Raw genomic sequence first — 24,185 nt, 5'->3', positions numbered from 1 at the left:
ACATCACCTCAAATATCAAGATTAACAACTTCTTTTGCGTGATTCATAATGAATTCTTTTCTCGGCTGAACTTCGCTTCCCATGAGAAGTTCAAAGAGTTTGTCTGCTTGCTCTGCTTCCTCTATTGTTACTCTTTTGATTATTCTTCTTGTTGGATCCATTGTTGTTTCCCAAAGTTGCTGTGGATCCATTTCTCCAAGACCTTTGTATCTTTGAACCTCTGCTTTATTTGGGTCTTTTAAGTGTTCCATAATATGCTTCAATTCCTCATCTGAATAGGCATATCTTACTTCCTTATCGTAGGAAACTCTATAAAGCGGAGGTTGAGCAATATAAAGATAACCTTTTTCAATTAATGGCCTCATGTATCTAAAGAAGAATGTTAGAAGTAATGTTCTTATGTGAGCACCGTCAACATCGGCATCTGTCATTATTATGATTTTGTGGTATCTAAGGTGCTCTTCTCTAAAGTCTTCCCCTACTCCACATCCAAGTGAAGTTATTAAGTTTTTAATCTCCTCAGATGATAGGGCATGTGCCATATTAACTTTTTCGACATTTAGGATTTTTCCTCTTAAGGGAAGCACTGCTTGGAATTTTCTATCTCTTGCCTGTTTTGCGCTTCCACCTGCTGACTCTCCTTCAACGATGTAGAGTTCAGTTTGGGCAGGATCATTTAGGGAGCAATCGGCAAGTTTTCCAGGAAGTCTACCAGAAAAGTCTAATGCTCCTTTTCTTCTTACAAGCTCCTTTGCTTTTTTTGCTGCAATTCTTGCAGATTGAGCAAGGAGAACCTTTTTAAGAATTTGTTGAAGTTCGTCCACATGTTTATCAAAGTAAAGTGTCAATTGAGTCTTTACAATATTATAAACTTTATTTTTTACTTCAGCATTACCTAATTTTGTTTTTGTTTGTCCTTCAAATTGAGGCTCAAGCATCCTTACGTTAATTATCGCAACAAGACCCTCTTTAACATCATCGAATGTTAATGCCTCGTCTTTTATCATCTTAAGTTGAACGCCCTCGTCATTCAAGAGCTTTGTTAGAGCTTGCTTGAAACCTAATTCATGTGTGCCACCTTCTGTTGTTCTTATATTGTTTACAAATGAGTGTATCTCCGATGAAAATCCTGCATTGTACTGCATTGCAACTTCAACAAAAAAATGATCTTCTTCTTGACTAAAATAAATTGGGTTTTCAGGAATTACTTGTTCATCTTTATTTATGTCTTTTACAAGGTCTAAAATACCTTCTCTTGATTCATAAGTAACTTCTTCCCCTGTTTTCTCATTTATGAACTTTATTTTTAAACCTTTGTTTAAATACGCCAATTCTTTTAGTTTTTCTTTTATTATCTCCTCTTTGAATTCTACTGTCTCGAAAATTTCATCATCAGGGATAAACGTAATTTCTGTCCCTGTATTGTTGAAAAGTGAATTACCCACTTCTTTTAGAGGATAAAGCGGTTTCCCTCTTACATATTCCTGTTCGTAGATTTTTCCGTTTCTGTAAACCCTTACTTTTAGGTGCTTTGAAAGTGCATTTACAACAGATACTCCAACACCATGCAAACCGCCTGAAACATGGTATACTTTTCCTTCAAATTTTCCTCCCGCATTGAGTTTTGTAAGCGCAACCTCAACACCAGATATGTGAAGTTCCGGGTGCTCGTCTACGGGAATTCCACGGCCATTGTCAATAATGGTAATCGAGCCATCGCGTCCCATTTTAACAGTTATTTCGGTACAGAAACCGGCCATTGCTTCATCAATTGAGTTATCTACGACCTCAAAAACAAGGTGGTGAAGCCCTGATTCTGATGTTGAGCCAATATACATTGAAGGGCGTTTTCTTACATGTTCAAGCCCTTCAAGAACTTTTAAACTTTCTGCGTTATATTCAATTGTTTCGGGTCTTTCGGTTTTGTTTTCACTATTAAATTTTTCTTTTTCATCCATCTCTTAACCTCCAAACAATTTATTTTATCAAAAATTGCAAAAAATCCAAATCTCAATTTATTTAAGTTAAATTTTTTAATGAAGCGTAAACAAACATTTATTCGCTTGCATTTTCAAAAAACACGAATATAATTTCAAAATCCCCTTTTAAAATTTTAAAAATTCGCTACAATATTATTAGGAGATGATTTTATGAATTGGAACAATTTAACAGAAAGAGCACAAAAGGCGATTTTAATTGCCCAGGAAGAGGCTCACAATCTCGGGAATGATTATCTCGGGACGGAGCATCTATTGCTTGGACTTATCAAGGTTGAGGAAGGCATTGCATACAATGCGATTCTCAATATGGGCGTTGATCCAGAAGAGGTTGTTCTGAGAATTGAGAACTTCATTAAGGAAAACAGGAATTTTACTGGAAAGACAAGCGATGAGGTAATTCTTACCCCACGTGCGAAGAGAGTACTTGAACTTGCTGAGCGTGAGGCGATTAATCTTGGCGATAATTATATAAGTACTGAACATATTCTTCTTGCAATTCTTCATGAGGGCGGTGGTGTAGGAGTAAAGATTCTTCAGGACTTAGGAGTTGATATACAGAAGTTTGAGGAAACAATTTATTCAATGATTGGCGAAAAGTCAACAAGAGATGCAATGAAAACTTCTGAATTTAGAGAAACAAAGACACCAACTTTGGACCAATTTTCAAGAGATCTCACTTATCTTGCTTCTCGTGGCGAACTTGATCCTGTCATTGGAAGAGAATCTGAGATTGAGCGAGTCATTGAAATCCTCATGCGAAGAAAGAAAAATAATCCTGCAATCATTGGAGATCCAGGAGTTGGAAAAACCGCAATAGTTGAAGGCCTTGCGCAAAAAATTGCAGATAACGATGTTCCTGATTTACTTAAAGGGAAAAGAATTGTATCTTTAGATCTTGCATCTGTTATTGCAGGGACAAAATACAGAGGCGAATTTGAAGAACGAATGAAAAAGATCCTTAAAGAAGTTGCAAAGACAAATAGGAATGTAATTCTTTTTATTGATGAATTCCATACGCTTGTTGGAGCAGGAGCAGCTGAGGGTGCAATTGATGCATCTAATATATTAAAGCCTTCATTGGCAAGTGGTGAGATTCAAGTTATTGGTGCAACGACCCTTAAGGAATATAGAAAATATGTGGAAAAAGATCCTGCACTTGAAAGAAGATTCCAGCCTGTTTATGTTAAAGAGCCTTCAATTGAAGAGGCAATTCAAATATTAAAAGGTATCCGTGAGCGATATGAAAAATTCCATGGAGTGAGAATCCCAGATGAAGCAATTGAACTTGCAGTCAAGCTTTCGGTAAAATACATAAACGACAGATTTCTTCCAGATAAAGCAATAGATGTTATTGATGAAGCCTCTGCAAGGTTGAAACTTCAACTTTCGAAAAATTCTGAGATAAAGGAACTTGAAAGAAAAATTAAAGAAATTAAAGATAGAAGATTCCAAGCAATAAGAGAAAAAAGGCTTCTTGAAGCTGAAAGACTTAGAGAAGAGGAGAAGAATCTTCTTAATGCTTTGAGGCTCATAGCAAGTGAAAAGGAAACAGAAATTCCAATATTAAGTGAAGAGGATGTGCGTAAAGTGATAAGCCTTTGGACAGGAGTGCCAACTGAAAAAATGGTTAAAGATGAAAAAGAACGTCTTGTCCATATGGAAGAAGAGTTGCATAAGCGAATTGTTGGTCAGGAAGAGGCTGTTAGAGCAGTATCGCGTGCAATAAGACGTGCTCGATCTGGTTTGAAAAATCCTAATAAACCAATTGGCACATTCCTGTTCCTTGGACCAACCGGAGTTGGTAAGACTGAGCTTGCTAAGACTCTTGCAGAGTTTCTTTTTGGAAATGAGAATTCACTTATTAGACTTGATATGTCTGAATACATGGAGAAATTCTCAGTTTCAAGGCTCATAGGATCTCCACCTGGATATGTTGGGTATGAAGAAGGTGGTCAATTAACAGAAGCAGTTAGAAGAAGACCATATTCTGTTGTTCTATTTGATGAAATTGAGAAAGCACACCCTGACGTCTTCGATATTCTTTTGCAAATAATGGATGAAGGAAGGCTAACTGACTCACAAGGAAGAACTGTCGATTTCAAAAATACTGTCATAATTCTTACTTCTAACTTTGGAACAGAGAGCCTTAAAGAAAAAAGCGTTGGTTTTGAATTAGGCAATACTATCGAGTCCTTTGAGGAAAAAAAGAAGAAATTATTATCATCCCTTAAAGGATTATTTAAGCCTGAATTCTTAAATAGGCTTGATGATATTATTGTTTTCTATCCACTTACGCTTAAAGAGATTGAGAAAATTGTTGATATTATCATGAAGAGAATTGAGAAAAATGCTTCTGAAAATAATATTGGAATCGAACTTACAGAAAAGGCTAAAGAATACCTTGCAAAAACTGGCTATAGCCCTGAATATGGCGCAAGGCCATTACAGAGACTTATAGAAAAAGAAGTTGAGGATCCAATTGCTGTAAAAATCCTCCAAGGTGAAATTAAGGAAGGAAGTCTTGTTGTTGTTGATTACAAAGAAGACGAGGGTATTATTTTCGAAATAAAAGAGAAAGTTCCATCACATGGATAAAATTCGTAATTTCTCAATCATTGCACATATTGATCACGGAAAATCTACACTTGCTGATAGATTTTTAGAAAAGGGTGGGCTTGTTGTTAAGGGAGAGCAAATTCTCGATAGTATGGAACTCGAAAGAGACAGAGGTATAACTATACGAGCCCACCCCGTTAGCCTTGATATAGAGGTAGAAGGCAATAAGTATCTTTTTAATCTCATTGATACGCCAGGACATGTGGACTTTTCTTACGAAGTTTCAAGAAGCCTTAAGGCATGTGAAGGAGCAATCCTTCTTGTTGACGCAACGCAAGGAGTTGAAGCACAAACCATTGCAAATACATATCTTGCCTTGGAGAATGACCTTATAATAATTCCTGTGATAAATAAAATTGATGTAAAAGATGCAGATATCGAAGGCACTGCAAAAGAAATCGTTGATATTCTTGGTTTTAAAGAGGATGAGATTCTCAAAATTAGCGCTAAAACAGGCGAAGGTGTAGATGATCTAATCAAAGCAATCATAGAAAGAATACCAGGACCTCAAGGTGATCCAAATGCACCGCTTAAAGCACTTGTATTTGACTCTCATTTTGATACCTATAAAGGAGTCGTCGTATACGTGCGTATTAAGGATGGGACAATAAAAAAGGGTGATAGAATTAGATTCATGTCTAATGGAAAAGAGTTTGAGGTTGAAGAGGTTGGGATCTTTAGACTTAAAATGGAGCAAACTGATATGCTTTCCGCAGGTTCTGTTGGATACTTTACTGCTCTTATAAGAGATCCCCTTGATGTTCAAATTGGCGATACAGTAACACATTCAGAGAATCCTACAAAAGAACCAGTTCCTGGATTCAGAAAAAATGTCCCAATGGTTTTTGCAGGTATATTCCCACTTAACACAAACGAGTTTGAGGAATTAAAGAAGTCTCTTGAAAAACTTCACCTAAATGACCCAGCATTTACTTTTGAGCCAGAGTCTTCAGAAGCGCTTGGATTTGGTTTTAGATGTGGTTTTTCAGGACTTTTACATATGGAAATAACAATTGAAAGATTGAGAATAGAATTTGGACAAGAAATTATAGCAACTATCCCAAACGTAGAATATGAAGTTGTTTTAAGAGATGGTCGTACCATTACAATCGATAACCCTGCCAAATTTCCAGATCCTTCAAATATTCTTGAGATAAGGGAGCCAATAGTGGATGCTTCAATAATGATTCCACCAGATTACATTGGTAATGTAATGGATTTAATTACAACAAGAAGAGCAGTTTATAAAGAGATGCTCTATCCGGAAGAAAAAAGGGTAATTATTCGTTTTGAGGTGCCATTGCAGGAAATAATTACTGACTTTTTTGATACTTTAAAATCTGTTACACGAGGCTATGGAACACTTGATTACGAATTCGTTGGCTTTAGGAAAGCCGATATTGTTAAAGTTGATATTTTGATAAATAAAAAGCCTGTTGATGCTCTCTCCTTTATGGCACACGAGGATAAAGCTTATTATATTGCTCGATCAATGCTTGAAAAGATGCGAAAAGTTATTCCAAGACAGATGTTTGAAGTAAGCTTACAGGCTGCCATTGGAAGTAAAATCATTGCGAAGGAACGAATAGTGCCGTATAGGAAAGATGTACTTGCCAAATGTTATGGCGGAGATGTGACTCGAAAGCGAAAACTTCTTGAAAAGCAAAAAGAGGGAAAGAAAAAGATGAAGATGGTTGGAAATGTTGAAATCCCACAGGAAGCATTCTTCTCGATCCTTTCGGTAAAGAGTGGAGAAAAAGAAGAATAGAGTTTTTGAGGGTTTTGGGCTTTATATACATTTTCCATTTTGCATAAAAAAGTGTTCTTATTGTGACTTTGTATCATATCAGTTTCATAAGGAACTTTCACAAAAATACTTTTTATACCTTAAAAGAGAAGTTGAACTTTTCTTAGAAAAATTCCCAAAGGAATCTATTAAAAGGGTGCAAACAATTTATATTGGCGGTGGCACACCCAGTCTTATAGAGGCTGAGCAGTTATCTAACTTTTTGAGTTTTTTAAAGTGTCATTTTGACCTCTCAAATCTTAAAGAGTTTACAATCGAAGCGAATCCCGAAAGTATTGAAAAAGAAAAGTTTAAAGCATTCAAAACCCTTAAAATAAATAGAGTAAGTATTGGCGTTCAATCTTTTAATGACGAAACACTAAAAATCCTCGGAAGGGTTCATGATAGTAAAACTGCAATAGCAAAGTTTGAACTCTTACGTTCACTTGGTTTTGATAATATTAATATTGATCTTATATTTGCCTTACCTAACGAATCGTTTGATACCGAGATTAATTCTTTAAAAAAAGCTATTTCTTTGAAACCAGAGCATATTTCTTATTATGCACTTATGCTTGAAAGAGGGACACCTTTAAATAGGATGAAAAGAAAGTTCAAATTTCCCGATGAAGAAACTTGGTTAAATGAATATAAATATGGAGAAAGGTTATTGGAAGACAACGGATATATTCACTATGAGATATCAAACTACGCAAGAAAATCCTTTGAATGCGTGCATAATATTTCGTACTGGAGAAGTTTTCCATATTTGGGGTTTGGAATATCAGGGGGTGGCTTTTATAATTCCATTCGTTATGTGAATGTTAGGAGTTTTGATAAATATTTTAAAAGACTTGATGAGGGAAAATTACCATATTCTTTTCGGAAGAAACTTTCCGCTTTAGAATTGAAAAGTGAGTTTATTTTTATGGGTCTTAGGCTTCTTGAAGGTGTATATTTTGACGATTACTATTATAGATTTGGGAGTTTTCTTCTTGAAGACTTCAAGGAAAATATTGAAAAATTGAGCAATCTCAATTTACTGAAAGTTCTAAAAGATAAAATTGCACTCACCGAAAAGGGAGTACAGTATGCAAATGTTGTATTTCGTGAATTTATTTAGTTTTCTTACGTAAAGAAATTTTTCCGTTACTTACTAAGTATCTTAAAATTTGTCTTCCTTCTCTGAGTGTAATTCCCATCTCTTTGCATATTGTTTGAAAATCCTTACGTCCATCAATTTTATTGTAAAAGGTTATATTCCTTTCACCGTAAATCGGGGTATTGACTGCATACCATCCAGTTTCTTTTACGGGAATGACAAGGTCCTCTTCTTTTAATATATCCTCTTTTTCAAAACTCATTGTGATAAGACCCTTATCAAAAAGGGAAGAAAGGATCTCAAGAGTTTTCATTTCTCCCATGGGGGAATTCATAAGCAATCGCAAAAGTGTTGTTGGTTCTCTTACAAGTGCAAGTATTTTCCATTCCTCAGGTGTGAGTTTTACTTCTTCTGATTGTGATTCACCTATGTCGAATACGATATCGTAATTTGGAAATCTCTTTTTTAGTTCTTCCCAGCGTTTTAAGATGTTATCTATGTCCTTCGCGAGAACCTGAAGTTCTTTTGCTTTTTCACCTTCTTTTACATCGTCCGTCTTTATGAACTCAAATTTGCCTGATCTCAAACCTGCAGCCTTCTCAAAAGAGGAAATTGGATCTTTATCTCCTTCAGCATTAACAATGACTCCGTCTTTAAAGTAGAGAAAAACATTAGTTGAGTCTCCAATGATTGCAAGTTTTCCTGTCCCTTTCATTGATTGAACTAAGTTTAATATACCTTTAAGATCAAGCTCACTTAAATCCCCAGTTAAAGCCATTTTTAGCCTCCCTTTTTAATATTTAAATTTACTGTTTTTATTATATTGTATTTTTATAAAAACTCAAATGGCGTGTATAATATTTTGATGAAAGATCGAATAAATTTTGTAATTATAACTGGATTAAGCGGAGCAGGTAAAACTAAAACAGTGGGTGTAATGGAAGATTTGGGTTACTATTGTATTGATAATCTTCCACCAACTCTTATAAATGACTTCATAAAAATTGCTCAAAGTACAGAGGGAAAGATTAATAAAATATGTGCAGTAATTGATATAAGAAGCAAAGATTTTTTGAAGCAATTTCCACAAATCGTAAGAGAATTAAAAAAAAGAGAAGATATAAACATTAAAATTATATTTCTTGAGGCATCAGTTGAAACGCTTGTAAAAAGGTTTTCAGAAACAAGAAGAAAGCATCCTTTTGATGAAACTACTTCGGTAACACTTGAGGAAAAAATCAAAGAAGAGATGAATTGCCTAATGCCTATAAAGGAAATGGCAGATATTGTGTTAGATACTTCAAATTTCAAAGTCCAGGATCTTAAAAGAAAAATTATAGAAATTCTCACATTGCCTAAAGAAAAAGCTCTTCATATTACAATTATTACGTTTGGGTACAAATATGGTGTGCCGCTTCAATCTGATCTTGTGTTTGATCTCCGCTTTATTCCCAATCCCTTCTATGAAGAAGAACTTACATTAAAGTCTGGACTTAACAAAGAAGTTCAAGATTTTGTTTTGAGTTTTGACGAGACAAAAGAATTTTTAAATAAACTCATGGACTTTTTGCTATTTCTAATTCCTTACTACATAAAAGAGGGAAAGTCCTACCTTACGATTTCGCTTGGTTGCACAGGAGGTCATCATAGGTCTGTTGCAGTCGGAGAAATTTTATCTCTAAAACTTAAAGAGAAGGGTTTTAATGTTTCTGTAGTACATAGGGATTTGGAAAATGAAGATAGAAAATAGCAGATTAAGATTTCTTTTACCGGGTTTAAAATTAAAAAGATACGTAATTCTAATTATTTTGTCTATTCTTCTTCTTATGTATGGGATTTTTGTATTCTCAACAGTTCTCTCTCAAAATGAATATTTTATGAACAGCTTTCTTTATCCTGGGAAATATTTCGATGTGCCTTTCGAAGGTTTTTATATTCAGATTGTATCTGTTCTTGTGATTATTGCTTCCATTATTTTGCTTTATATTGGTATTTCCTTGCTTGTTCAATCAGTTGCAAAGGCGCTTGTGCCAGACAAACCTTATGAGGAGATAATGAACCTTCTTTTTGAAAGAAGGAAAGAGAGTCTCAAGAAACGTGTTGTAAATATAGGTGGTGGCACTGGCACTACAGCAGTTCTTGAAGGACTAAGAGGAAAATTTTTAAAAATTTCCGCTGTAATAACTGTTGCGGATTCAGGAGGGTCCTCGGGAAGGCTTAGACGTGAATTAAATGTCCCACCCCCAGGAGATATAAGAAACTGTCTTCTTGCGTTGACAGATGAAAATTCCCTTGCAAGGAAGATTCTTTCCTATAGATTTAATGCTCCTAATTCTTGCCTTGATGGTCATAATCTTGGAAATATTCTAATAGCAGGACTTACTAAAGTTACAAATGATTTTGGGGATGCTGTTCTGAAACTCTCAAAACTTCTTAACATAGACGGTGAAGTTTTACCATTTACAGAGGATGAGGCCATTCTTTGTGCAGAGTTTGAGGATGGAGAAATAGTTGAAGGTGAGGCAGAGATTACAGAAAGAGGAAAGAAAATAAAAAGAGTGTTTTTAAAAAATGGAGAAATTAAACCTTATTTACCTGCTTTGGAGAGAATATTAAATGCAGATGTTATTGTGATTGGCCCAGGTAGTTTGTTTACAAGCATTATGCCACCTTTATTAATCCCTTCAATTGTTGATACAATAAGGAGGTCAAATGCCATCAAGATCTATGTTGTTAATGCAATGACTGAGCATGGCGAAACTGATGGCTTTACGGCCTCTCATCATGTGAAAGTTATTGTTGATACTATTGGTGATGGGGTTTTAAATTACGCTATAATAAACACTAAAGAATTTTCAAAGGAAACGCTATCAAGATATAAACTCTCAAATTCTGAACCTGTTACACCTGATGTAGAAAATGTTTCTAAGCTTGGAGTCAAACCTATATTAGGTTATTTTGCAAAAGAAAGAGGTGGTCTCATACGACACGATCCAGAAGCACTGGGCGAGATAATAATGAAATTAGTGCAAAAGAGAGCTTGAATATAAGACTTAAAAGAGAGCTTTCATCGGTTAATGAGGAGCCTCTTTTCGAGCTTTATGGTATAGCAGTGGGAAATGGACACATTGTGATATCAAATGAGAAGATGCTTAAGTTTTCTTCACGTGAGTTATTCGTTATAAGAAAGATAATTTCACTCTTTAATGATCTTAATATAAGAAGGGAAAAAGACATTATTTCTACTGAACGAGGTATTTATGAAATAATTTTTTCTAATGTTATAGAAGAATTCGAAATTGATAAAATTTTTGAGTCAGTGAAACATGCAAAGTCAAACGAAAAGAAGGCATTTTTGCGCGGAGTTTATATTGGCTGTGGAATTATTTCAACGCCCCCTTCATATCATCTTGAATTCAGGTTTGAAAAAGACACTGAGAGAGATTTTGTCTCTAATATTCTTTCTCAATTTAAGGTTAAGCATTCTGTAAAGCCTGGAAGGATTTTTATAAAAGGCCGCGAGAATATAAAGGATTTTCTGTATGTGGTGAAGGCATTTCATATTTATACTGAACTTGAGGAGGATGCCGTTGAAAAATCTGTTATAAATGAGGCAAACAGACTTGCGAATTTTGAATATGCGAATCTAAAAAGGCAAACAAATTCTGCCTCAAAAGAAATAAAAGCTATAAAATCACTAATTGAAAAAGGAAAATTTGATAGTCTTGATCCAGATCTTAAGGAAGTTGCTATTCTAAGGCTTGAATATCCCTTTATGTCTCTAAGAGAACTCTCAGAAAAAACAAAAGGGCGGTTTTCAAAACAGGAAATTTACTATAGGTTGAAGAAGATTGAATCCTATGGAGAATAAAAGTAGAGCAAAACAAGTTTTAAGGCAGAAGTTTTTGCCATACCTTGTTTTAAAATCACACATATTTGAACTTCCAAATCTTGAAATTAACAAATACATAGAAGAACTAATTGAAAGTAATCCTTTTGTTGATGAGAGTGATACTGTTGTTTATGAAGAATTTGAAGGAGTTACAGCACCTCAAGATGATGATATATATAGTTTTCTTAAGACTCAAATTGAAGTTTCTCCAATAGACGAGAGAATTAAAGAAATAGCTTTTAAAATTGTTGATAATCTTGATGAGTGTGGTTTTTTGACAGAAGATGAGAGAAAACTTATAAAAGATCTTGGAATAAAGGCAAGTGATTTCAAGAAAGCACTTGAATTTGTTCAGACTCTTGAACCTATTGGAGTTGGTGCAAGGAATATTCAAGAATATTTTATTATTCAATTATCAAATGAAGCAGAAATATCAACTGAAATTAAAAAATTGATCCAAAAAGACCTTGACCTCCTTATGAATGAAAACTATAAAGAACTTGTAAAAAAATACAAGATCTCAAAAGAAGAACTCTTTTCTCTAAGAGAAAAATTACTTTCAATGGATGTATGCCCTGCAAAGGAATTTAAGACCGTGAATTTTGTAAGCCATTTCCCAGATGTTATTGTCGAAAAATACGATGATAGTTTTAGAGTTGTAGTAAATAAGTCTTCAAGAAGGATTATCCGTCTTGTAGAAGATTATGCAAAATTGATAGATAAGTTGCAGGACAAAATTGAAAAAGAGGAACTCGAGGATTTATTAAACAGAGCTCGGTGGTCAATACATGCGATTGAAGAAAGAGACAATCTACTTGAAAAAATTGCTGAGAAAATAGTTTCCGAAAATAAAGATTTCTTTAAAGGGGTTGGTGAGTTAAGGAAATTCTCAATAGAAGATTTTGTTTCAAAGGATTTTGACTATTCGACAATTTCAAGACTCATTCAGGGGAAATATATTCTAACCCCTATTTCAATGTTTCCCTTACGTTATTTTTTTAGACACAAAAACGAGAAATTTGACGAGGAGAAAATTCTTTTATTAATTAAAGAAATAATTGATGGAGAAGATAAAGCTCGTCCATATACAGACGAGGAAATTGAGAAGATCTTGAAAGATAAGGGATATGATATAAAAAGAAGAACAGTTTCAAAGTACAGGGAGAAACTAAAGATTCCGAATTCCTCAAAAAGGAAAGTTTCGTAGTTTGATTAAGTATTTATTAGTTATTTTTTACACAAAGTTGTAAATTCTGGTATTGACACGAATTTGTATTTTGCTAAAATATTTTTAGTTTTGATTTTAGTAAAAAATTTAGGAGGTAAAATATGGCAAAAGTCGCAATTAATGGTTTTGGAAGAGTTGGAAGACAAGTATTCAAAAGACTTACTGAGGTCTATCCCGAAATTGAAATTGTAGCAATTAATGACCTTTTCCCACCAGATCAGCTTGCTTTCCTTGCCAAGTATGATTCTAACTATGGCATTTGGCAAAAGGATATCAAATTGGAAGGAAATGAGCTTGTTGTTGATGGAAGAAGAACCAAGATGTTTGCCGAAAAAGATCCAACAAATCTTCCTTGGAAAGATCTTGGTGTTGATATCGTAATTGAATCATCTGGTGCATTTACTAAGAGAGAAAAGGCAATGCTTCATGTGCAAGCCGGAGCAAAGAAGGTCATTATTACGGCACCTGCCGAAGGAGAAGACATCACAGTTGTTCTTGGCGTAAACGAAAAACTACTTGATATGGAGAAACATGTCATTATTTCAAATGCTTCTTGCACCACAAACAGTATTGCACCAGTTGTAAAAGTAATTCATGATAAGATCGGTATTGAAAAAGGATTCCTAACAACAACTCATTCTTATACTCAAGACCAGAGGCTTCTTGATTCACCTCATAAAGATCCAAGAAGAGCAAGATCTGCTGCAACAAACATTATTCCAACAACTACTGGAGCAGCAAAAGCAGTTGCACTAACGATACCAGAACTTAAAGGAAAATTGGATGCCATGTCTTTGAGAGTTCCAACACCAACTGTCTCCATATCTGTTTTTGAAGCAGTTTTAAAGAGAAATGCAACTGCTCAAGAGGTAAATGCTTTCCTTAAAGAAGCTTCTGAAACTTACATGAAAGGAATACTTGGATACACCGAGGAACCTCTTGTTTCCTCAGATTTTAAAGGAACAACCTTCTCTGGGGTTGTGGATGCACTTTCTACAAAGGTAATCGACGGCAATCTTTTGAATGTTGTAAGTTGGTATGATAATGAGTGGGGTTATTCTTGCCGAGTTGCTGATCTTACAAAATTGATAGTAGAAAAAGCAGGATATTAATTTAGGAGGCTGTGATGAATAAAAAAACCTTAAGGGATGTAGATGTTGCAAACAAAAGGGTCCTTGTAAGGGTTGATTTTAATGTTCCTATTACAAAAGATGGAAAAGTTCTTGATGATTTTAGAATTTTGAGTGTCCTTCCCACTATTAATTATCTGAGGGAAAAAAACGCTAAAGTGATTTTAATGAGCCATCTTGGACGACCAAAAGGAAGAGATGAATCACTCAAGATGGACCCTGTAGCAAAAGCCCTTGAGGAGTTAGCTGGGTTCAAAGTCTATAAGCTTGATGATTGTATTGGAGATGAAGTTAAAAAATTTATTGATGAGAATCTCAAGCCCGGAGAAGTTGTCCTCCTTGAAAATCTCAGATTCTACAAAGGTGAAGAAGATAATGATCCTGAATTTGCAAAGGCACTTGCAAGTTTAGGTGATATTTTTGTAAATGATGCGTTCGCAACTGCCCATAGAGTTGCTGCATCTACTGTTGGTATTACACAGTATCTGCCAGCTGTTGCAGGAATTCTTATGGAAAAAGAAATTGCTACTCTCTCTAAATTATTAGAATCACCTGAGCACCCGTATATTGCTGTTTTAGGAGGGGCAAAAGTTTCTGATAAGATTGGTCTTATTAAAAATCTTCTTAACAAAGTTGACGAAATACTAATTGGCGGTGGAATGTGTTTTACCTTCCTTAAAGTCCAAGGTTACAATATTGGAAGATCTCTTTGTGAAGATGATAAACTTGATGTTGCAAAAAATCTTTTAGAGGAAGCAAAATTAAAGGGAGTTAAGATTGTTTTACCTGTTGATATAGTTACTGCACATGATGTTAAAGAAGATGGTTATGCAGGAGTGTTTGATATTGAGGATATGAAAAATGATCTTATAGGAGTTGATATTGGTCCAAAGACAATTAAACTCTTTGAAAATGAACTTGCTAAGGCAAAAACGATTGTTTGGAACGGCCCACTTGGAGTTTTTGAAATTGAGAAATTTGCTCAGGGAACATTTGAAATTGCAAAGTTTATAGGTGGACTTGATGGAGTTACAACGGTAGCAGGCGGTGGAGAAACGGTTGCGGCATTCAGAAAATTTAACCTTCAAGATAAAATTACGCACTTATCTACTGGTGGCGGCGCATTCCTTGAGTTCCTTGAAGGAAAAGTACTTCCTGCAGTTGATGCATTAAACGACAAGGAATAGCTTTTATAGGTTTTTTAAGCCTACCCCAAGAGGGTAGGCTTTTATTTTTTACAGATTTGTTGAATTTTGTCCTTAAACCTCTTGAAATTTCTTTTGAAATCTATATAATACATTAGAAGAAAGGAATGAATATGAGTACATTTGCGATTGTGTTGATAGTTTTAGATTTAGTTTTTGCATTAGGCACTACTTTGTCGATCCTTTTAATGGATCCAAAAGGTGCTGGACTTGGTGCTATTTCAGGTGGCGCAACAGTTTTCCATAATAAGACTGCAAAGGATATTTTGTTAGAGCGTTTGGCTACCGTTTTTGGCATACTATTCGTCCTTACTACAATATTTTTAAACGTATTTAAAGTCTTTTAGGCTTTTTGTGCTGGGATGGCGGAATTGGCAGACGCGCACGTTTGAGGGGCGTGTGGGCACTCCCGTGTGGGTTCGACTCCCACTCCCAGCACCATGTGGGCGGATAGTTCAACGGTAGAACGCTTGCCTTACACGCAAGAAGTTAGAGGTTCGAATCCTCTTTCGCCCACCATGTGCCGAGGTAGCTCAGTCGGTAGAGCAGTGGACTGAAAATCCACGTGTCGGCGGTTCAATTCCGTCCCTCGGCACCATTTTTACATTCAATGCCATAAGTTTTTAGCCTTACGTATCTATAAATTTTTTAAAAAGATCAATATAAAACACCTGATTGTGAAAATTTTTCATATTCTCTTAAGGCTTCAGTTTGAGAATATATGCGTGCCTCATTTACTTTAGCGATATTTTTCTTTAAAAGCTGAACAGTGTATACATCTAAAATATTATTTTGGTACATGTTCTCTATAATTTTTAATGCTTTGTGTACATCCATTCCTGCTCGGTAAGGGCGGTCTTCTGTAAGAGCTGTAAATACATCTGCAACAGCCATGATCCTTGAACCTAATGGAAGATCAAAGGCGCTTAGGCGAAATGGATAACCAGAGCCATCAAGTCTTTCATGATGAAAAGATGCCCAACGATTTATTGTTTCGAAGTTTGGAATACGGGAAAGTATTCTATATGTGTAATAAGTATGACTTTTTACCACGTTAAATTCCTCTGTTCATAATTTATCAGGTTTTTCTAAAATTTCTTTAGGAACTGCAAGTTTTCCTAAATCATGTAAATAACCTGCGATTTCCATTGTAGTACATTCCTTTTATGTTATATCATTGAAAATTGAAAAATCTATAATTATTGCTTTTCATAAAAAACTTATTCTTTTAATTCTCGGTTTTCCTAAATTCCTTAGCTTTTTGTGGAATAGGTTTCAATTATTATGATTTTTGTGCTCTTTTCCTTTTGAAATTAATGATAGTATTTTTGTTTTGCCTTTTTATAATATTCAACAAATTAACCTTCTGATTATGCATTATAGTTGTTCTTGGTTAAAGACGATTTCTAAAATAAATAAGTTTATTATATATTTTATACCTCATCTCTTATGAAGGAATCCGTCTTGTAAGTTAAATTGCATCTCATAAAGGCAACCTCGTCAACTTTAGAAGTTCTATTGGTCATTATGACTAAGATTCTCTTAAAATACATTGTTCAAGAACTTAATGCTGGTGCCCTTAAGGGCTAATTGAGAATCTTTGATAAAAATATTATTTTGGTTATAATTATGCAAGGTAACGAAGGCGATGGGAGAAAAAGATTTTAAATTTTTTACAAGCAGTGAACTTGTATTTCTAACCGGAAGAATGGCTAAAAATCTTTCGGAGCTTCGTGAAGGCGTAAAGGTATCAAGCGATTCAACAATTTTTTATCATACACATCGGTTCCTTATTCAACATCAATACATTTCGCCTGAACCTCCAAATGATTTTGCTTATTGGGTTTCGAATATTCTTCTTGAAAGACTTGTAGGTGAAAAACTTGCAGCCATTGACCTTATAGAATTTAAAACTATTCCAGAAATTAGGAACAGGATAATTAAAGTATTAGAAGAAAATGTGGAAACGAAAAGCCCAAGAACCTGTCCTCAGGGTATGGAATTCCATTTTATGTATTCTCATATCTTTGTCATAGATACAGGTAAAAGAGCCTCGAATCTCAAAGAATTTGTTGAAATTCTAAGGGTGATTCCTCTAAGATCAGTTTATTATCATATGTTTCAGTCACGTCTAATGCTTGGAAGAGGTGAAAATGATTTTTCTATATGGATAAAAGAATCTTTGGGGGAGGATAAGCTTGCTAATGAAATTTCACGAATTGATCCTTATACCTATACGCTAGAAGGATTAAGGAATAAGTTAATTAGATTAATTTTGGAGTACACTCATGGCTAAAATTGATGATTATAGAGGTATAGTTTCAGACGAAGCTATAGATGAAATATATTCAATTTCAAAGCATCTTCAAGGAAAGGTAATTCAAAATATCAATTCAACAGCTGTTGGAGGTGGTGTTGCAGAGATTCTTACAAGAATGATTCCGCTTTTAAAAGAATTAGGTATTGACGCTCATTGGGATGTTATTAAAGGCACAGATAGATTCTTTACAATAACAAAGAAGATGCATAATGCTCTCCACGGAGTGGATTTAGAAATAACTGAAGAAGAATTCAATTATTTTCTTGAAGTTAACAGAGAAAATTTTTCAATTTTGAATAGCGATGCTGATATTATATTTGTACATGATCCGCAACCTGTTGCGCTTGTGGAAAAAAAGAAGGAACTTAAAAGCAAGTGGCTTTGGAGATGCCACATCGACTTTTCAAATCCAAAAGAAAAAGTTTGGCAGTTCCTTAAAAATTTTATTGAAACTTATGATGCCGCAGTGTTTTCAGCTCCAGCCTTTGCACGTGAGCTTTCAATACCACAGGTATTAATTTCTCCTTCAATTGATCCTTTGAGCGATAAAAATAGAGAATTAACAGGAAATGAGATTAATGAGGTTTTTGAGCGTTTTAAAATTGATCGTAGTAGGCCTATAATAACACAAATTTCTCGATTTGATTATTTGAAAGACCCAATTGGTGTAATTGAAGCATATAAGCTTGTTAAAAAGCATCTTGATTGCCAGTTAGTACTTGCAGGAGGTGGTGCAACTGATGATCCAGAAGGTGAAAAGGTTCTAAATGAAGTAATGGACAGAGCCTCGTCCGATCCTGATATTCATGTACTTCTCCTTCCGCCGGGTTCAGATGTTGAGATAAATGCACTTCAAAGGGGATCAACGGTCGTTTTACAAAAATCATTAAAAGAAGGTTTTGGTCTTACAGTTGCGGAGGCACTTTGGAAGGCAAAACCCGTTATTGCTTCCGCTGTGGGCGGAATCCCTCTTCAAATAACTCACAAGTATTCAGGCATCTTAACCTTAACAATCGAAGGCACTGCTTATTGGATAAAACAATTAATTCAAGCTCCAGAGTTTGCTTACAATCTCGGAAGAAACGGAAGAGAACACATTAGGAATAATTTCCTTATCACAAGACATCTAAAAGATTATATGCTTACCTTCCTTTCACTCCTAACTGAAGGTGAGGTAGTTGAGTTATAAGGTTATTGTTATCTTTTGTCTTAAGAATTTTTTTCTCTAATCTTACAGATCTTTTATTTGTGTAGAATTTACTATAATCTAAGTAGATATATTTCCATCTTCTTTTATATTTCCGTCTTCTTTACTTACTTTTAATCTTTTGGTTTTGATAAATTCCTTTTAACTATCTTGTAAGCTTCTCTAAATGGCAATCCATTTAAAACAAGTTTATTAACATTTTCCGTTGCATACATTTCTTTTGTAATAAGTTTTTTTGCTTTTTCTTCATCAATTTGAATTTCAGAAAAGGTCTTTGCCATTATATTTATTGTTTTTATTGCCGTCTCAAAAACTTCAAAAATTGCTTCTTTCGTGAATTGCAAATCTCTATGGTATCCTGATATAAGATTCATTGGCAAAATATTTAGCCATTCTTCAAGTATTATGATTTTACTATAACTTCCTCTTGCGATTTCAAAAATATCTGGATTTTCTTTGTTTGGCATCATTGAAGAGCCTGTTAAAATTTCTTTTGGCAACTTTACAAAACCTATCTCATCAAAAGAAAATAAAATTAAGTCAGTTGATAATTTATTTATATCATACATTATCATTGAAATTGCATGTGCAATTAGACTTTCAAATTTTCCACGACTATTTTGTACATAAAGGGGATTATTTTGAGTTCTGCTAAAATTAAGTAGTTTTGTTGTATATTCTCTATCTACTTCGATAGCAGGGATTCCAAAGCCAGCACCACTTCCAAGGGGATTTTGGTCAACAAAATTTTTTACAGTCCTTAATAGTTTAAGATCATCCCGTAGACTTTCAATAAAGCTTCCGATCCAAATGTTTACAGTTGTAGGTATTGCCTTTCTTGTATGAGTTAAACCAGGAATAGTTATTGATCCAAATTTTTCTTCGAATTTCTTTAGGACTTTAATGAATTTTTTTGTTGCTTTTTCTACCTCTTTTAATTTATCTTTATAAAATAATCTAAGCGCAACCATTACTTGATCATTTCTTGACCGTGCAGTGTGTATTTTTTCTCCAAGTTCCCCCAGTTTTTGAGTAAGATAATTCTCAATTTTTGTGTGCATGTCTTCTTCTTCAATTTCAATTTTAATTTGGTTATTTTCTGCCTTTTTTAAAAGTTCATTCAATATGTCTAAAATCTTTTCTTTCTCCTCTTCACTTATAATTCCGATTTTTGCAAGCATTTTTGCATGAGCAATGGAGGCAAGTATATCATATTTGATAAGCTTTTCATCTATTTTATTATCTTTGTAAACGGTAAAACTTAAAATTTCCTTGTCTATTTTATTTGAAATATCCCACAGTCTTCCCATATAGTCTTTTTCTCCATTTATAAGGATTTTTTTCCCTAAGTACAATCGAATGCACCTTGAGACGTGTTGCATGGATATTAATAAAACCCTTGGAATCTTCCGGACTAAAATTGCTTATTGAATCCATGCTTGCTAACTCTTCATCATATAGAGATGTTGGAGACCATCTTGCTATTGGGATAACGTTTCCCTTATAAATGGATACTATTACGTATCCATCAATATTTTCTTGTGACTTTTCTATACTGGCAAAAATAAAGTCCATTTCAGGTGAAAACCAAAAACCATTATAGATAAGTTCCGAAAATTTTACCGATAGCATGTCTCTTAGGTGCATTACTTCTTTGTCCATCGCAATTCCTTCAAGATCACGATGTGCAATCCAAAGAATTGTAGCTCCGGGTGTTTCGTATATACCTCTTGATTTGATACCTATAAATCTGTTTTCAACCATATCCAATCTTCCTATTCCATTCTCACTTCCAATAGAATTTAAATAAGAAAATAGCTCAAGAGGATCTTCCTTTGTGGTGCCATCATTTAAATTCTCAACTTTTGTTGGGATCCCATTTTTGAAATGAATTTTAAGCAATGTTTCAACGTCTTTTGCTTTTTTTGGTGGAAGAGTTTTAGAAAATATATCTTCTTCTGCAATATGTAGTGGATCTTCAATGATACCTGCCTCGTGGCTAATATGCATTAGATTCTCATCCTCCGAAAATGGTTTTTCTTGGGTTGCTTTTATGGGTATACCATGTTTTTTTGCAAAATTAATTAAATCACTTCTTCCTTTAAACTCATTTAGAAATTCTTTGTCCTTCCAAGGTGAAATTACTTTTATTGTGGGGTTTAATGCATAATATGTTAGCTCAAATCTTACTTGGTCGTTACCTTTTCCCGTTGCACCATGTGCTACAAAATTTGCATTTTCAATCTCTGCAATCTCGATTTGTTTTTGTGCAATGAGCGGACGCGCAAGAGCTGTTCCTAAGAGATATCTTCCTTCATAAATTGCATTGCCCATAAGTGCAGGGAAAATGAATTCTGTTACAAACCTTCTTTTTAAATCCTCTACGTAAACTTTTGAAGCTCCTGTTTTAATAGCCTTTTCTTTGATTTCTTCGAAATTTTCATTCTGTCCTACATCAGCTACAAATGCAATTACCTCATAACCCTTCATTATGAGCCATTTTAAAATAACAGAAGTATCGAGTCCCCCACTGTAGGCAAGAACAACTTTTTCCACTTTTACCTCCTATAAAAGTCTTTTTAAAAATTCCACTATTTTTTCTGTATATTCTTTTCTTGTTACTATAAGGATTGTGTCATCTCCTGCTATTGTTCCGACTATACCTTCTATTTTCATTGTGTCGATAAGACTTGCTAGGCCACTTGCATTTCCTGGAGATGTAAAAACAAGCACTAAGTTTTCCTCAAAGTCGATTCCTCTTGCAAAGTTTTTAAATGCGACTCTAAGGTTCTCTTGGGAATTTTGTTCTTTTTGATTTCCCAGAGCATAAAACGATTCACCATTTTTTCTAATTTTTAATACGTTGAGTTTTTTAAAGTCTCGTGCAATAGTTGCTTGAGTAACTTTTATTCCAAGTCTTTTTAACTCTTCTTGCAATTCTTTTTGGTTATGAATCCTTTTTTTCAATAAAATTTCTTTTATTATTTTGATTCTTGATGCAACATTATTCATATTTTTCATAATTTGGTATAATTATACACATTCTTTTTGAAATTGCAATTACAAAATCAAATCTTTAAGAAAATTTAATAAAAATTTTTTAGTTAAAAGGGTTAAGAGGCTGTATAAATATTGAAATAGGAGTTTAGGATTTTAAAGGCCGAATTTACGAAACATTGCAAAAATTAATTATCTCTTAAATAAATTTCTTATGTAATCAATTACGTTGTATTTCTTTTCTTTTGGTTTTACTGTGAATGTTTTTAAAAGTAATGTGAGGACATTCAATAGTTCATCTGAAGAATTTACGAAATAGTTTGCATTGGTATAAGTTGCATTTCCCACTTTTACAGTAATATATCCGTATTTGTTTCCGACTTTAAAAGCCTCTTCATCTACATAATCGTCGCCTGCAATAAGTGCAAAGTCATAACCTTCTTTTGCTATCTTAGAAATAAAGATTCCCTTGTTTAATTCTTGAGCCTTTATTTCAATGCCTTTGTTTATCTTTGTTACATAGGCGTTTGTTTGGGCAGTAAGTTGGATTAGTATATCGAACATTTCTCTTAGTGCGCTTTCTCCAACATTTGTAGGAGTTGCTCTTACATGAAAGACAAGAGAGAATTCTTTTTCTTCAATTGATGAATTGGGAATCCTATCTTTGTAAAGTGCTAATACTTTTTGGATATCTTTTTTGAAAGATGTATCAACCCAATCAAAGGTCTTTTCCCAATCTTTGTGAGGTGCTTTTATGAATGCACCGTGCTCTGCTATGAGAGTGAAGTTTACCTTATTAAAAAAACTTTCAAGGTCTGTTTTTGTCCTTCCGCTTGACACCGCAACAAATACGCCATTCTCAGTGAGCTCATTTAAGATATCTAAAACTTCTTTTGATGGAAATGTCTTCGATCTGTCTATACTAAACGGGACAAGTGTACCATCGTAGTCGAGGATAATTGCTTTCCTTTTTGAATTTGTAAATTGACTTTTTAATTCCTCAATGTTTTTATAATCAAGATAGATTGGCTTTTTTGGAGGCTTATATTCTGATAGTTCTTCAAGAAAATCTGTTGTCCATTTCTTTATATCATTTTTCTTGAGATACTCAATCATAATTTTATTTCTTTCGTAAAGTTCGTCCTTACTTAAAGAAAGAGCCTCTTTTAGAGTATCTGCAATGGCGTCATAGTCGTTCGGATTTATAATAAATGCGGTTCTCAAATCTTCTGATGCACCAGTCAATTCGCTTAAGATAAGTGCTCCTTTAGGGTTTGCTGCAATATATTCTTTTGATACCAAATTCATTCCATCTGCAAGGGATGTTACAAGGAGTGCATCACCTACAATGTATAGGGGGACTAATTCTTCAAAAGGAAGGTTTTTAAATAGGTATTGAATTGGTGACCAGTCAATTGTGCTGAATCTTCCGTTAATTTTTCCTATAAGTGAATCTATATATTCTTTTGTCTCATCATATTTTTCAACGCCGATTCGTGATGGAACTATAACAACTATAAATAAAACATTCTTATGAAATTCCGGATATTTTTCAAGAAATCGTTCAATTGCAAGCAACCTATTTATTATACCTTTTGAATAATCAAGTCTATCAATTGAAAGAACAATCTTTGAACCGTGTGAAAGTTCCTTAAGTTCTTTAACTTTTTTCTTTATTTCGGGAAGTTCCTCTGCCTTGTTGTACTTATTAAAGTCAATACTTATCGGAAAAGTATCAGTTTGTACACGCCTTCCCTCTATATAGATATTTTTAATATCATGTTCTATGGAATATGTGCTTCGGACTGTTTTTATGAAGTTTTGCTGATATTGATATGTGTGAAATCCTATGAGATCTGCGTTTAATACCCCTTTAAGGATTGCTTCTCTCATATATTTTGGTATGAGTTTGAATATTTCATATGGTGGAAAGGGTATATGTAAGAAGAAGCCAATTAAAACATTGGGCTTTTCCTTTTTAATGAATGATGGGAGAAGCATCAAATGGTAATCGTGTACCCAAAGTAAATCATCATCTTCAAGAATCTTTAAGGTTGTTTCTGCGAATTTTTTATTAATTTCTACATATTTTTCAAATTCGTCTTCTTTAAATTTTGCAAAGTTGGGGAATGAGTGGAAAATGGGCCATAAAGTGCTATTACAGAATCCAAGGTAAAACTTTTCCATTTCTTCCTTTGAAAGGAATACAGGTATAGCATTAAGATTTTTAAGGAGGTACTCGTAAACATTTTCTTGGTTAACCTCTTCGATCGTTTCTCCTGGCCAACCAACCCAAAAATAGTCTTTGCTTTCTGTAATCTCAAGAATGGTACCAATTGAAGCAGAAAGCCCTTGAACAAGCCCACCTGGGCTTTGCTTGAAAGTTAAATTTTGAGCATCTTTTACTGCATAAACAGGCAATCTATTTGATGCAATTATAAGTTTCATATTTCCATTATACAACTTAATGAAAAGTGCGCAAATTCTTATAGATTTGAATTAGTTTAATTGGCAGAGTTGGTTTTTGTTTAAAATAAGACAACTTAAATAACCCTTTGTTTATGTAGAGGTCTTATAAAAATTCAGAGCAAAGGACATAAGGAAGTACCGATCAGACCGCACTAAAACTTTATTTTTATCATTCATTTAAATCGATTTAGAGCGTTAAAGTTTTCCCAAAATGAGTTAAACTACTATAGAAC

19 protein-coding genes and 3 tRNA genes are annotated in these 24,185 nt (G+C 34.1%); 15 read left to right on the top strand and 7 right to left on the bottom strand.

Annotated features, from left to right (window positions below; translation table 11 throughout):
* Window positions 1-8: 8 nt before the first annotated feature.
* Window positions 9-1,958, bottom strand: coding sequence for a DNA topoisomerase (ATP-hydrolyzing) subunit B (gene gyrB, locus ACP5SP_RS00610; RefSeq protein WP_428066194.1), 1,950 nt, complete (start codon window positions 1,956-1,958; stop codon window positions 9-11).
* 192 nt (window positions 1,959-2,150) lie between these two features.
* Between gyrB and ACP5SP_RS00605 the strand changes: the two genes are divergently transcribed.
* Genes ACP5SP_RS00605 through hemW form a run of 3 tightly spaced genes read left to right on the top strand, consistent with a single transcriptional unit; the run spans window position 2,151 to window position 7,525 of the window.
* Window positions 2,151-4,595: an ATP-dependent Clp protease ATP-binding subunit gene (locus ACP5SP_RS00605; RefSeq protein WP_424586486.1), complete on the top strand. Its 2,445-nt coding sequence runs from the start codon at window positions 2,151-2,153 to the stop codon at window positions 4,593-4,595.
* Window positions 4,588-6,384, top strand: coding sequence for a translation elongation factor 4 (lepA, locus tag ACP5SP_RS00600; RefSeq protein WP_424596391.1), 1,797 nt, complete (start codon window positions 4,588-4,590; stop codon window positions 6,382-6,384). Before ACP5SP_RS00605 ends, lepA begins: the two co-directional genes overlap by 8 nt.
* Entirely contained in the window at window positions 6,365-7,525 is a 1,161-nt protein-coding gene (hemW, locus tag ACP5SP_RS00595) for a radical SAM family heme chaperone HemW (protein WP_424586488.1), read from the top strand. Before lepA ends, hemW begins: the two co-directional genes overlap by 20 nt.
* On the opposite strand, the gene ACP5SP_RS00590 is transcribed toward hemW, so the two are convergent.
* Window positions 7,518-8,282: a DUF4388 domain-containing protein gene (locus ACP5SP_RS00590; protein ID WP_428075838.1), complete on the bottom strand. Its 765-nt coding sequence runs from the start codon at window positions 8,280-8,282 to the stop codon at window positions 7,518-7,520. The genes hemW and ACP5SP_RS00590 overlap by 8 nt on opposite strands.
* 99 nt (window positions 8,283-8,381) lie before the next feature.
* Here ACP5SP_RS00590 and rapZ point away from each other — a divergent pair, with 99 nt between their 5' ends.
* The 10 genes from rapZ to ACP5SP_RS00540 all read left to right on the top strand — a co-directional run bounded on the left by rapZ (window position 8,382) and on the right by ACP5SP_RS00540 (window position 15,557).
* Window positions 8,382-9,254, top strand: a complete 873-nt coding sequence (gene rapZ, locus ACP5SP_RS00585; RefSeq protein ID WP_424586522.1) for an RNase adapter RapZ — start codon at window positions 8,382-8,384, stop codon at window positions 9,252-9,254.
* On the top strand, window positions 9,238-10,548 hold the full coding sequence (locus ACP5SP_RS00580; RefSeq protein WP_416084434.1) for a gluconeogenesis factor YvcK family protein: 1,311 nt from the start codon (window positions 9,238-9,240) through the stop codon (window positions 10,546-10,548). The genes rapZ and ACP5SP_RS00580 overlap by 17 nt, the downstream gene beginning before the upstream one ends.
* The gene (whiA, locus tag ACP5SP_RS00575) at window positions 10,545-11,375 is read left to right on the top strand and encodes a DNA-binding protein WhiA (RefSeq protein WP_424586490.1); all 831 of its coding nucleotides are present in this window, start codon (window positions 10,545-10,547) and stop codon (window positions 11,373-11,375) included. Before ACP5SP_RS00580 ends, whiA begins: the two co-directional genes overlap by 4 nt.
* The gene (gene rpoN, locus ACP5SP_RS00570; RefSeq protein ID WP_424596394.1) at window positions 11,365-12,603 is read left to right on the top strand and encodes an RNA polymerase factor sigma-54; all 1,239 of its coding nucleotides are present in this window, start codon (window positions 11,365-11,367) and stop codon (window positions 12,601-12,603) included. Before whiA ends, rpoN begins: the two co-directional genes overlap by 11 nt.
* A gap of 122 nt (window positions 12,604-12,725) precedes the next feature.
* Window positions 12,726-13,736 carry a type I glyceraldehyde-3-phosphate dehydrogenase gene (gene gap, locus ACP5SP_RS00565; RefSeq protein ID WP_416084437.1) on the top strand — a complete coding sequence of 337 codons (1,011 nt, stop codon included), beginning with the start codon at window positions 12,726-12,728 and terminating at the stop codon, window positions 13,734-13,736.
* A gap of 14 nt (window positions 13,737-13,750) precedes the next feature.
* The gene (locus ACP5SP_RS00560) at window positions 13,751-14,941 is read left to right on the top strand and encodes a phosphoglycerate kinase (RefSeq protein WP_424586492.1); all 1,191 of its coding nucleotides are present in this window, start codon (window positions 13,751-13,753) and stop codon (window positions 14,939-14,941) included.
* 131 nt (window positions 14,942-15,072) lie between these two features.
* Window positions 15,073-15,306, top strand: a complete 234-nt coding sequence (gene secG, locus ACP5SP_RS00555; protein WP_424586493.1) for a preprotein translocase subunit SecG — start codon at window positions 15,073-15,075, stop codon at window positions 15,304-15,306.
* 9 nt (window positions 15,307-15,315) lie between these two features.
* Window positions 15,316-15,400 (top strand) — tRNA-Leu (locus ACP5SP_RS00550).
* A 3-nt stretch (window positions 15,401-15,403) separates the two neighbouring features.
* Window positions 15,404-15,478, top strand: a tRNA-Val gene (locus tag ACP5SP_RS00545).
* Window positions 15,479-15,481: 3 nt separating this feature from the next.
* Window positions 15,482-15,557: transfer RNA gene (locus ACP5SP_RS00540), tRNA-Phe, on the top strand.
* A gap of 59 nt (window positions 15,558-15,616) precedes the next feature.
* Here the strand turns inward: ACP5SP_RS00540 and ACP5SP_RS00535 are convergent.
* Window positions 15,617-16,012, bottom strand: a complete 396-nt coding sequence (locus ACP5SP_RS00535; protein WP_428075834.1) for an HD-GYP domain-containing protein — start codon at window positions 16,010-16,012, stop codon at window positions 15,617-15,619.
* Between the two features lie 595 nt (window positions 16,013-16,607).
* On the opposite strand from ACP5SP_RS00535, the gene ACP5SP_RS00530 reads away from it, so the two are divergent.
* The gene (locus ACP5SP_RS00530; protein ID WP_424586495.1) at window positions 16,608-17,255 is read left to right on the top strand and encodes a DUF5752 family protein; all 648 of its coding nucleotides are present in this window, start codon (window positions 16,608-16,610) and stop codon (window positions 17,253-17,255) included.
* A complete protein-coding gene (locus tag ACP5SP_RS00525) occupies window positions 17,248-18,468 on the top strand; it encodes a glycosyltransferase (RefSeq protein ID WP_416084442.1) in 1,221 nt (406 codons plus the stop codon). Before ACP5SP_RS00530 ends, ACP5SP_RS00525 begins: the two co-directional genes overlap by 8 nt.
* 131 nt (window positions 18,469-18,599) lie before the next feature.
* On the opposite strand, the gene argH is transcribed toward ACP5SP_RS00525, so the two are convergent.
* The 4 genes from argH to ACP5SP_RS00505 form a co-directional block, all read right to left on the bottom strand.
* Window positions 18,600-19,796: an argininosuccinate lyase gene (gene argH, locus ACP5SP_RS00520; protein ID WP_424586496.1), complete on the bottom strand. Its 1,197-nt coding sequence runs from the start codon at window positions 19,794-19,796 to the stop codon at window positions 18,600-18,602.
* Window positions 19,768-21,042, bottom strand: coding sequence for an argininosuccinate synthase (locus ACP5SP_RS00515; RefSeq protein WP_416084444.1), 1,275 nt, complete (start codon window positions 21,040-21,042; stop codon window positions 19,768-19,770). The genes argH and ACP5SP_RS00515 overlap by 29 nt, the downstream gene beginning before the upstream one ends.
* Before the next feature lie 9 nt (window positions 21,043-21,051).
* Window positions 21,052-21,507 carry an arginine repressor gene (argR, locus tag ACP5SP_RS00510; protein ID WP_428075832.1) on the bottom strand — a complete coding sequence of 152 codons (456 nt, stop codon included), beginning with the start codon at window positions 21,505-21,507 and terminating at the stop codon, window positions 21,052-21,054.
* Window positions 21,508-21,675: 168 nt separating this feature from the next.
* On the bottom strand, window positions 21,676-23,931 hold the full coding sequence (locus tag ACP5SP_RS00505; protein WP_428075830.1) for a bifunctional alpha,alpha-trehalose-phosphate synthase (UDP-forming)/trehalose-phosphatase: 2,256 nt from the start codon (window positions 23,929-23,931) through the stop codon (window positions 21,676-21,678).
* Window positions 23,932-24,185 lie beyond the last annotated feature (254 nt).

This window comes from Caldisericum sp., assembly GCF_049967455.1.
Classification (GTDB): domain Bacteria; phylum Caldisericota; class Caldisericia; order Caldisericales; family Caldisericaceae; genus Caldisericum; species Caldisericum exile_A.
Note: the sequence above shows the minus strand (reverse complement) of the source record. Positions and strands in the feature narration are given on the sequence as shown.

Bases quoted from the DNA above. Each gene is read 5' to 3' on its own strand.
- gyrB (WP_428066194.1), bottom strand. From the start codon at position 1,958: ATGGATGAAAAAGAAAAATTTAATAGTGAAAACAAAACCGAAAGACCC.
- ACP5SP_RS00605 (WP_424586486.1), top strand. From the start codon at position 2,151: ATGAATTGGAACAATTTAACAGAAAGAGCACAAAAGGCGATTTTAATT.
- lepA (WP_424596391.1), top strand. From the start codon at position 4,588: ATGGATAAAATTCGTAATTTCTCAATCATTGCACATATTGATCACGGA.
- ACP5SP_RS00590 (WP_428075838.1), bottom strand. From the start codon at position 8,282: ATGGCTTTAACTGGGGATTTAAGTGAGCTTGATCTTAAAGGTATATTA.
- ACP5SP_RS00580 (WP_416084434.1), top strand. From the start codon at position 9,238: ATGAAGATAGAAAATAGCAGATTAAGATTTCTTTTACCGGGTTTAAAA.
- rpoN (WP_424596394.1), top strand. From the start codon at position 11,365: ATGGAGAATAAAAGTAGAGCAAAACAAGTTTTAAGGCAGAAGTTTTTG.
- gap (WP_416084437.1), top strand. From the start codon at position 12,726: ATGGCAAAAGTCGCAATTAATGGTTTTGGAAGAGTTGGAAGACAAGTA.
- ACP5SP_RS00560 (WP_424586492.1), top strand. From the start codon at position 13,751: ATGAATAAAAAAACCTTAAGGGATGTAGATGTTGCAAACAAAAGGGTC.
- secG (WP_424586493.1), top strand. From the start codon at position 15,073: ATGAGTACATTTGCGATTGTGTTGATAGTTTTAGATTTAGTTTTTGCA.
- ACP5SP_RS00530 (WP_424586495.1), top strand. From the start codon at position 16,608: ATGGGAGAAAAAGATTTTAAATTTTTTACAAGCAGTGAACTTGTATTT.
- ACP5SP_RS00525 (WP_416084442.1), top strand. From the start codon at position 17,248: ATGGCTAAAATTGATGATTATAGAGGTATAGTTTCAGACGAAGCTATA.
- argH (WP_424586496.1), bottom strand. From the start codon at position 19,796: ATGGGAAGACTGTGGGATATTTCAAATAAAATAGACAAGGAAATTTTA.
- argR (WP_428075832.1), bottom strand. From the start codon at position 21,507: ATGAAAAATATGAATAATGTTGCATCAAGAATCAAAATAATAAAAGAA.
- ACP5SP_RS00505 (WP_428075830.1), bottom strand. From the start codon at position 23,931: ATGAAACTTATAATTGCATCAAATAGATTGCCTGTTTATGCAGTAAAA.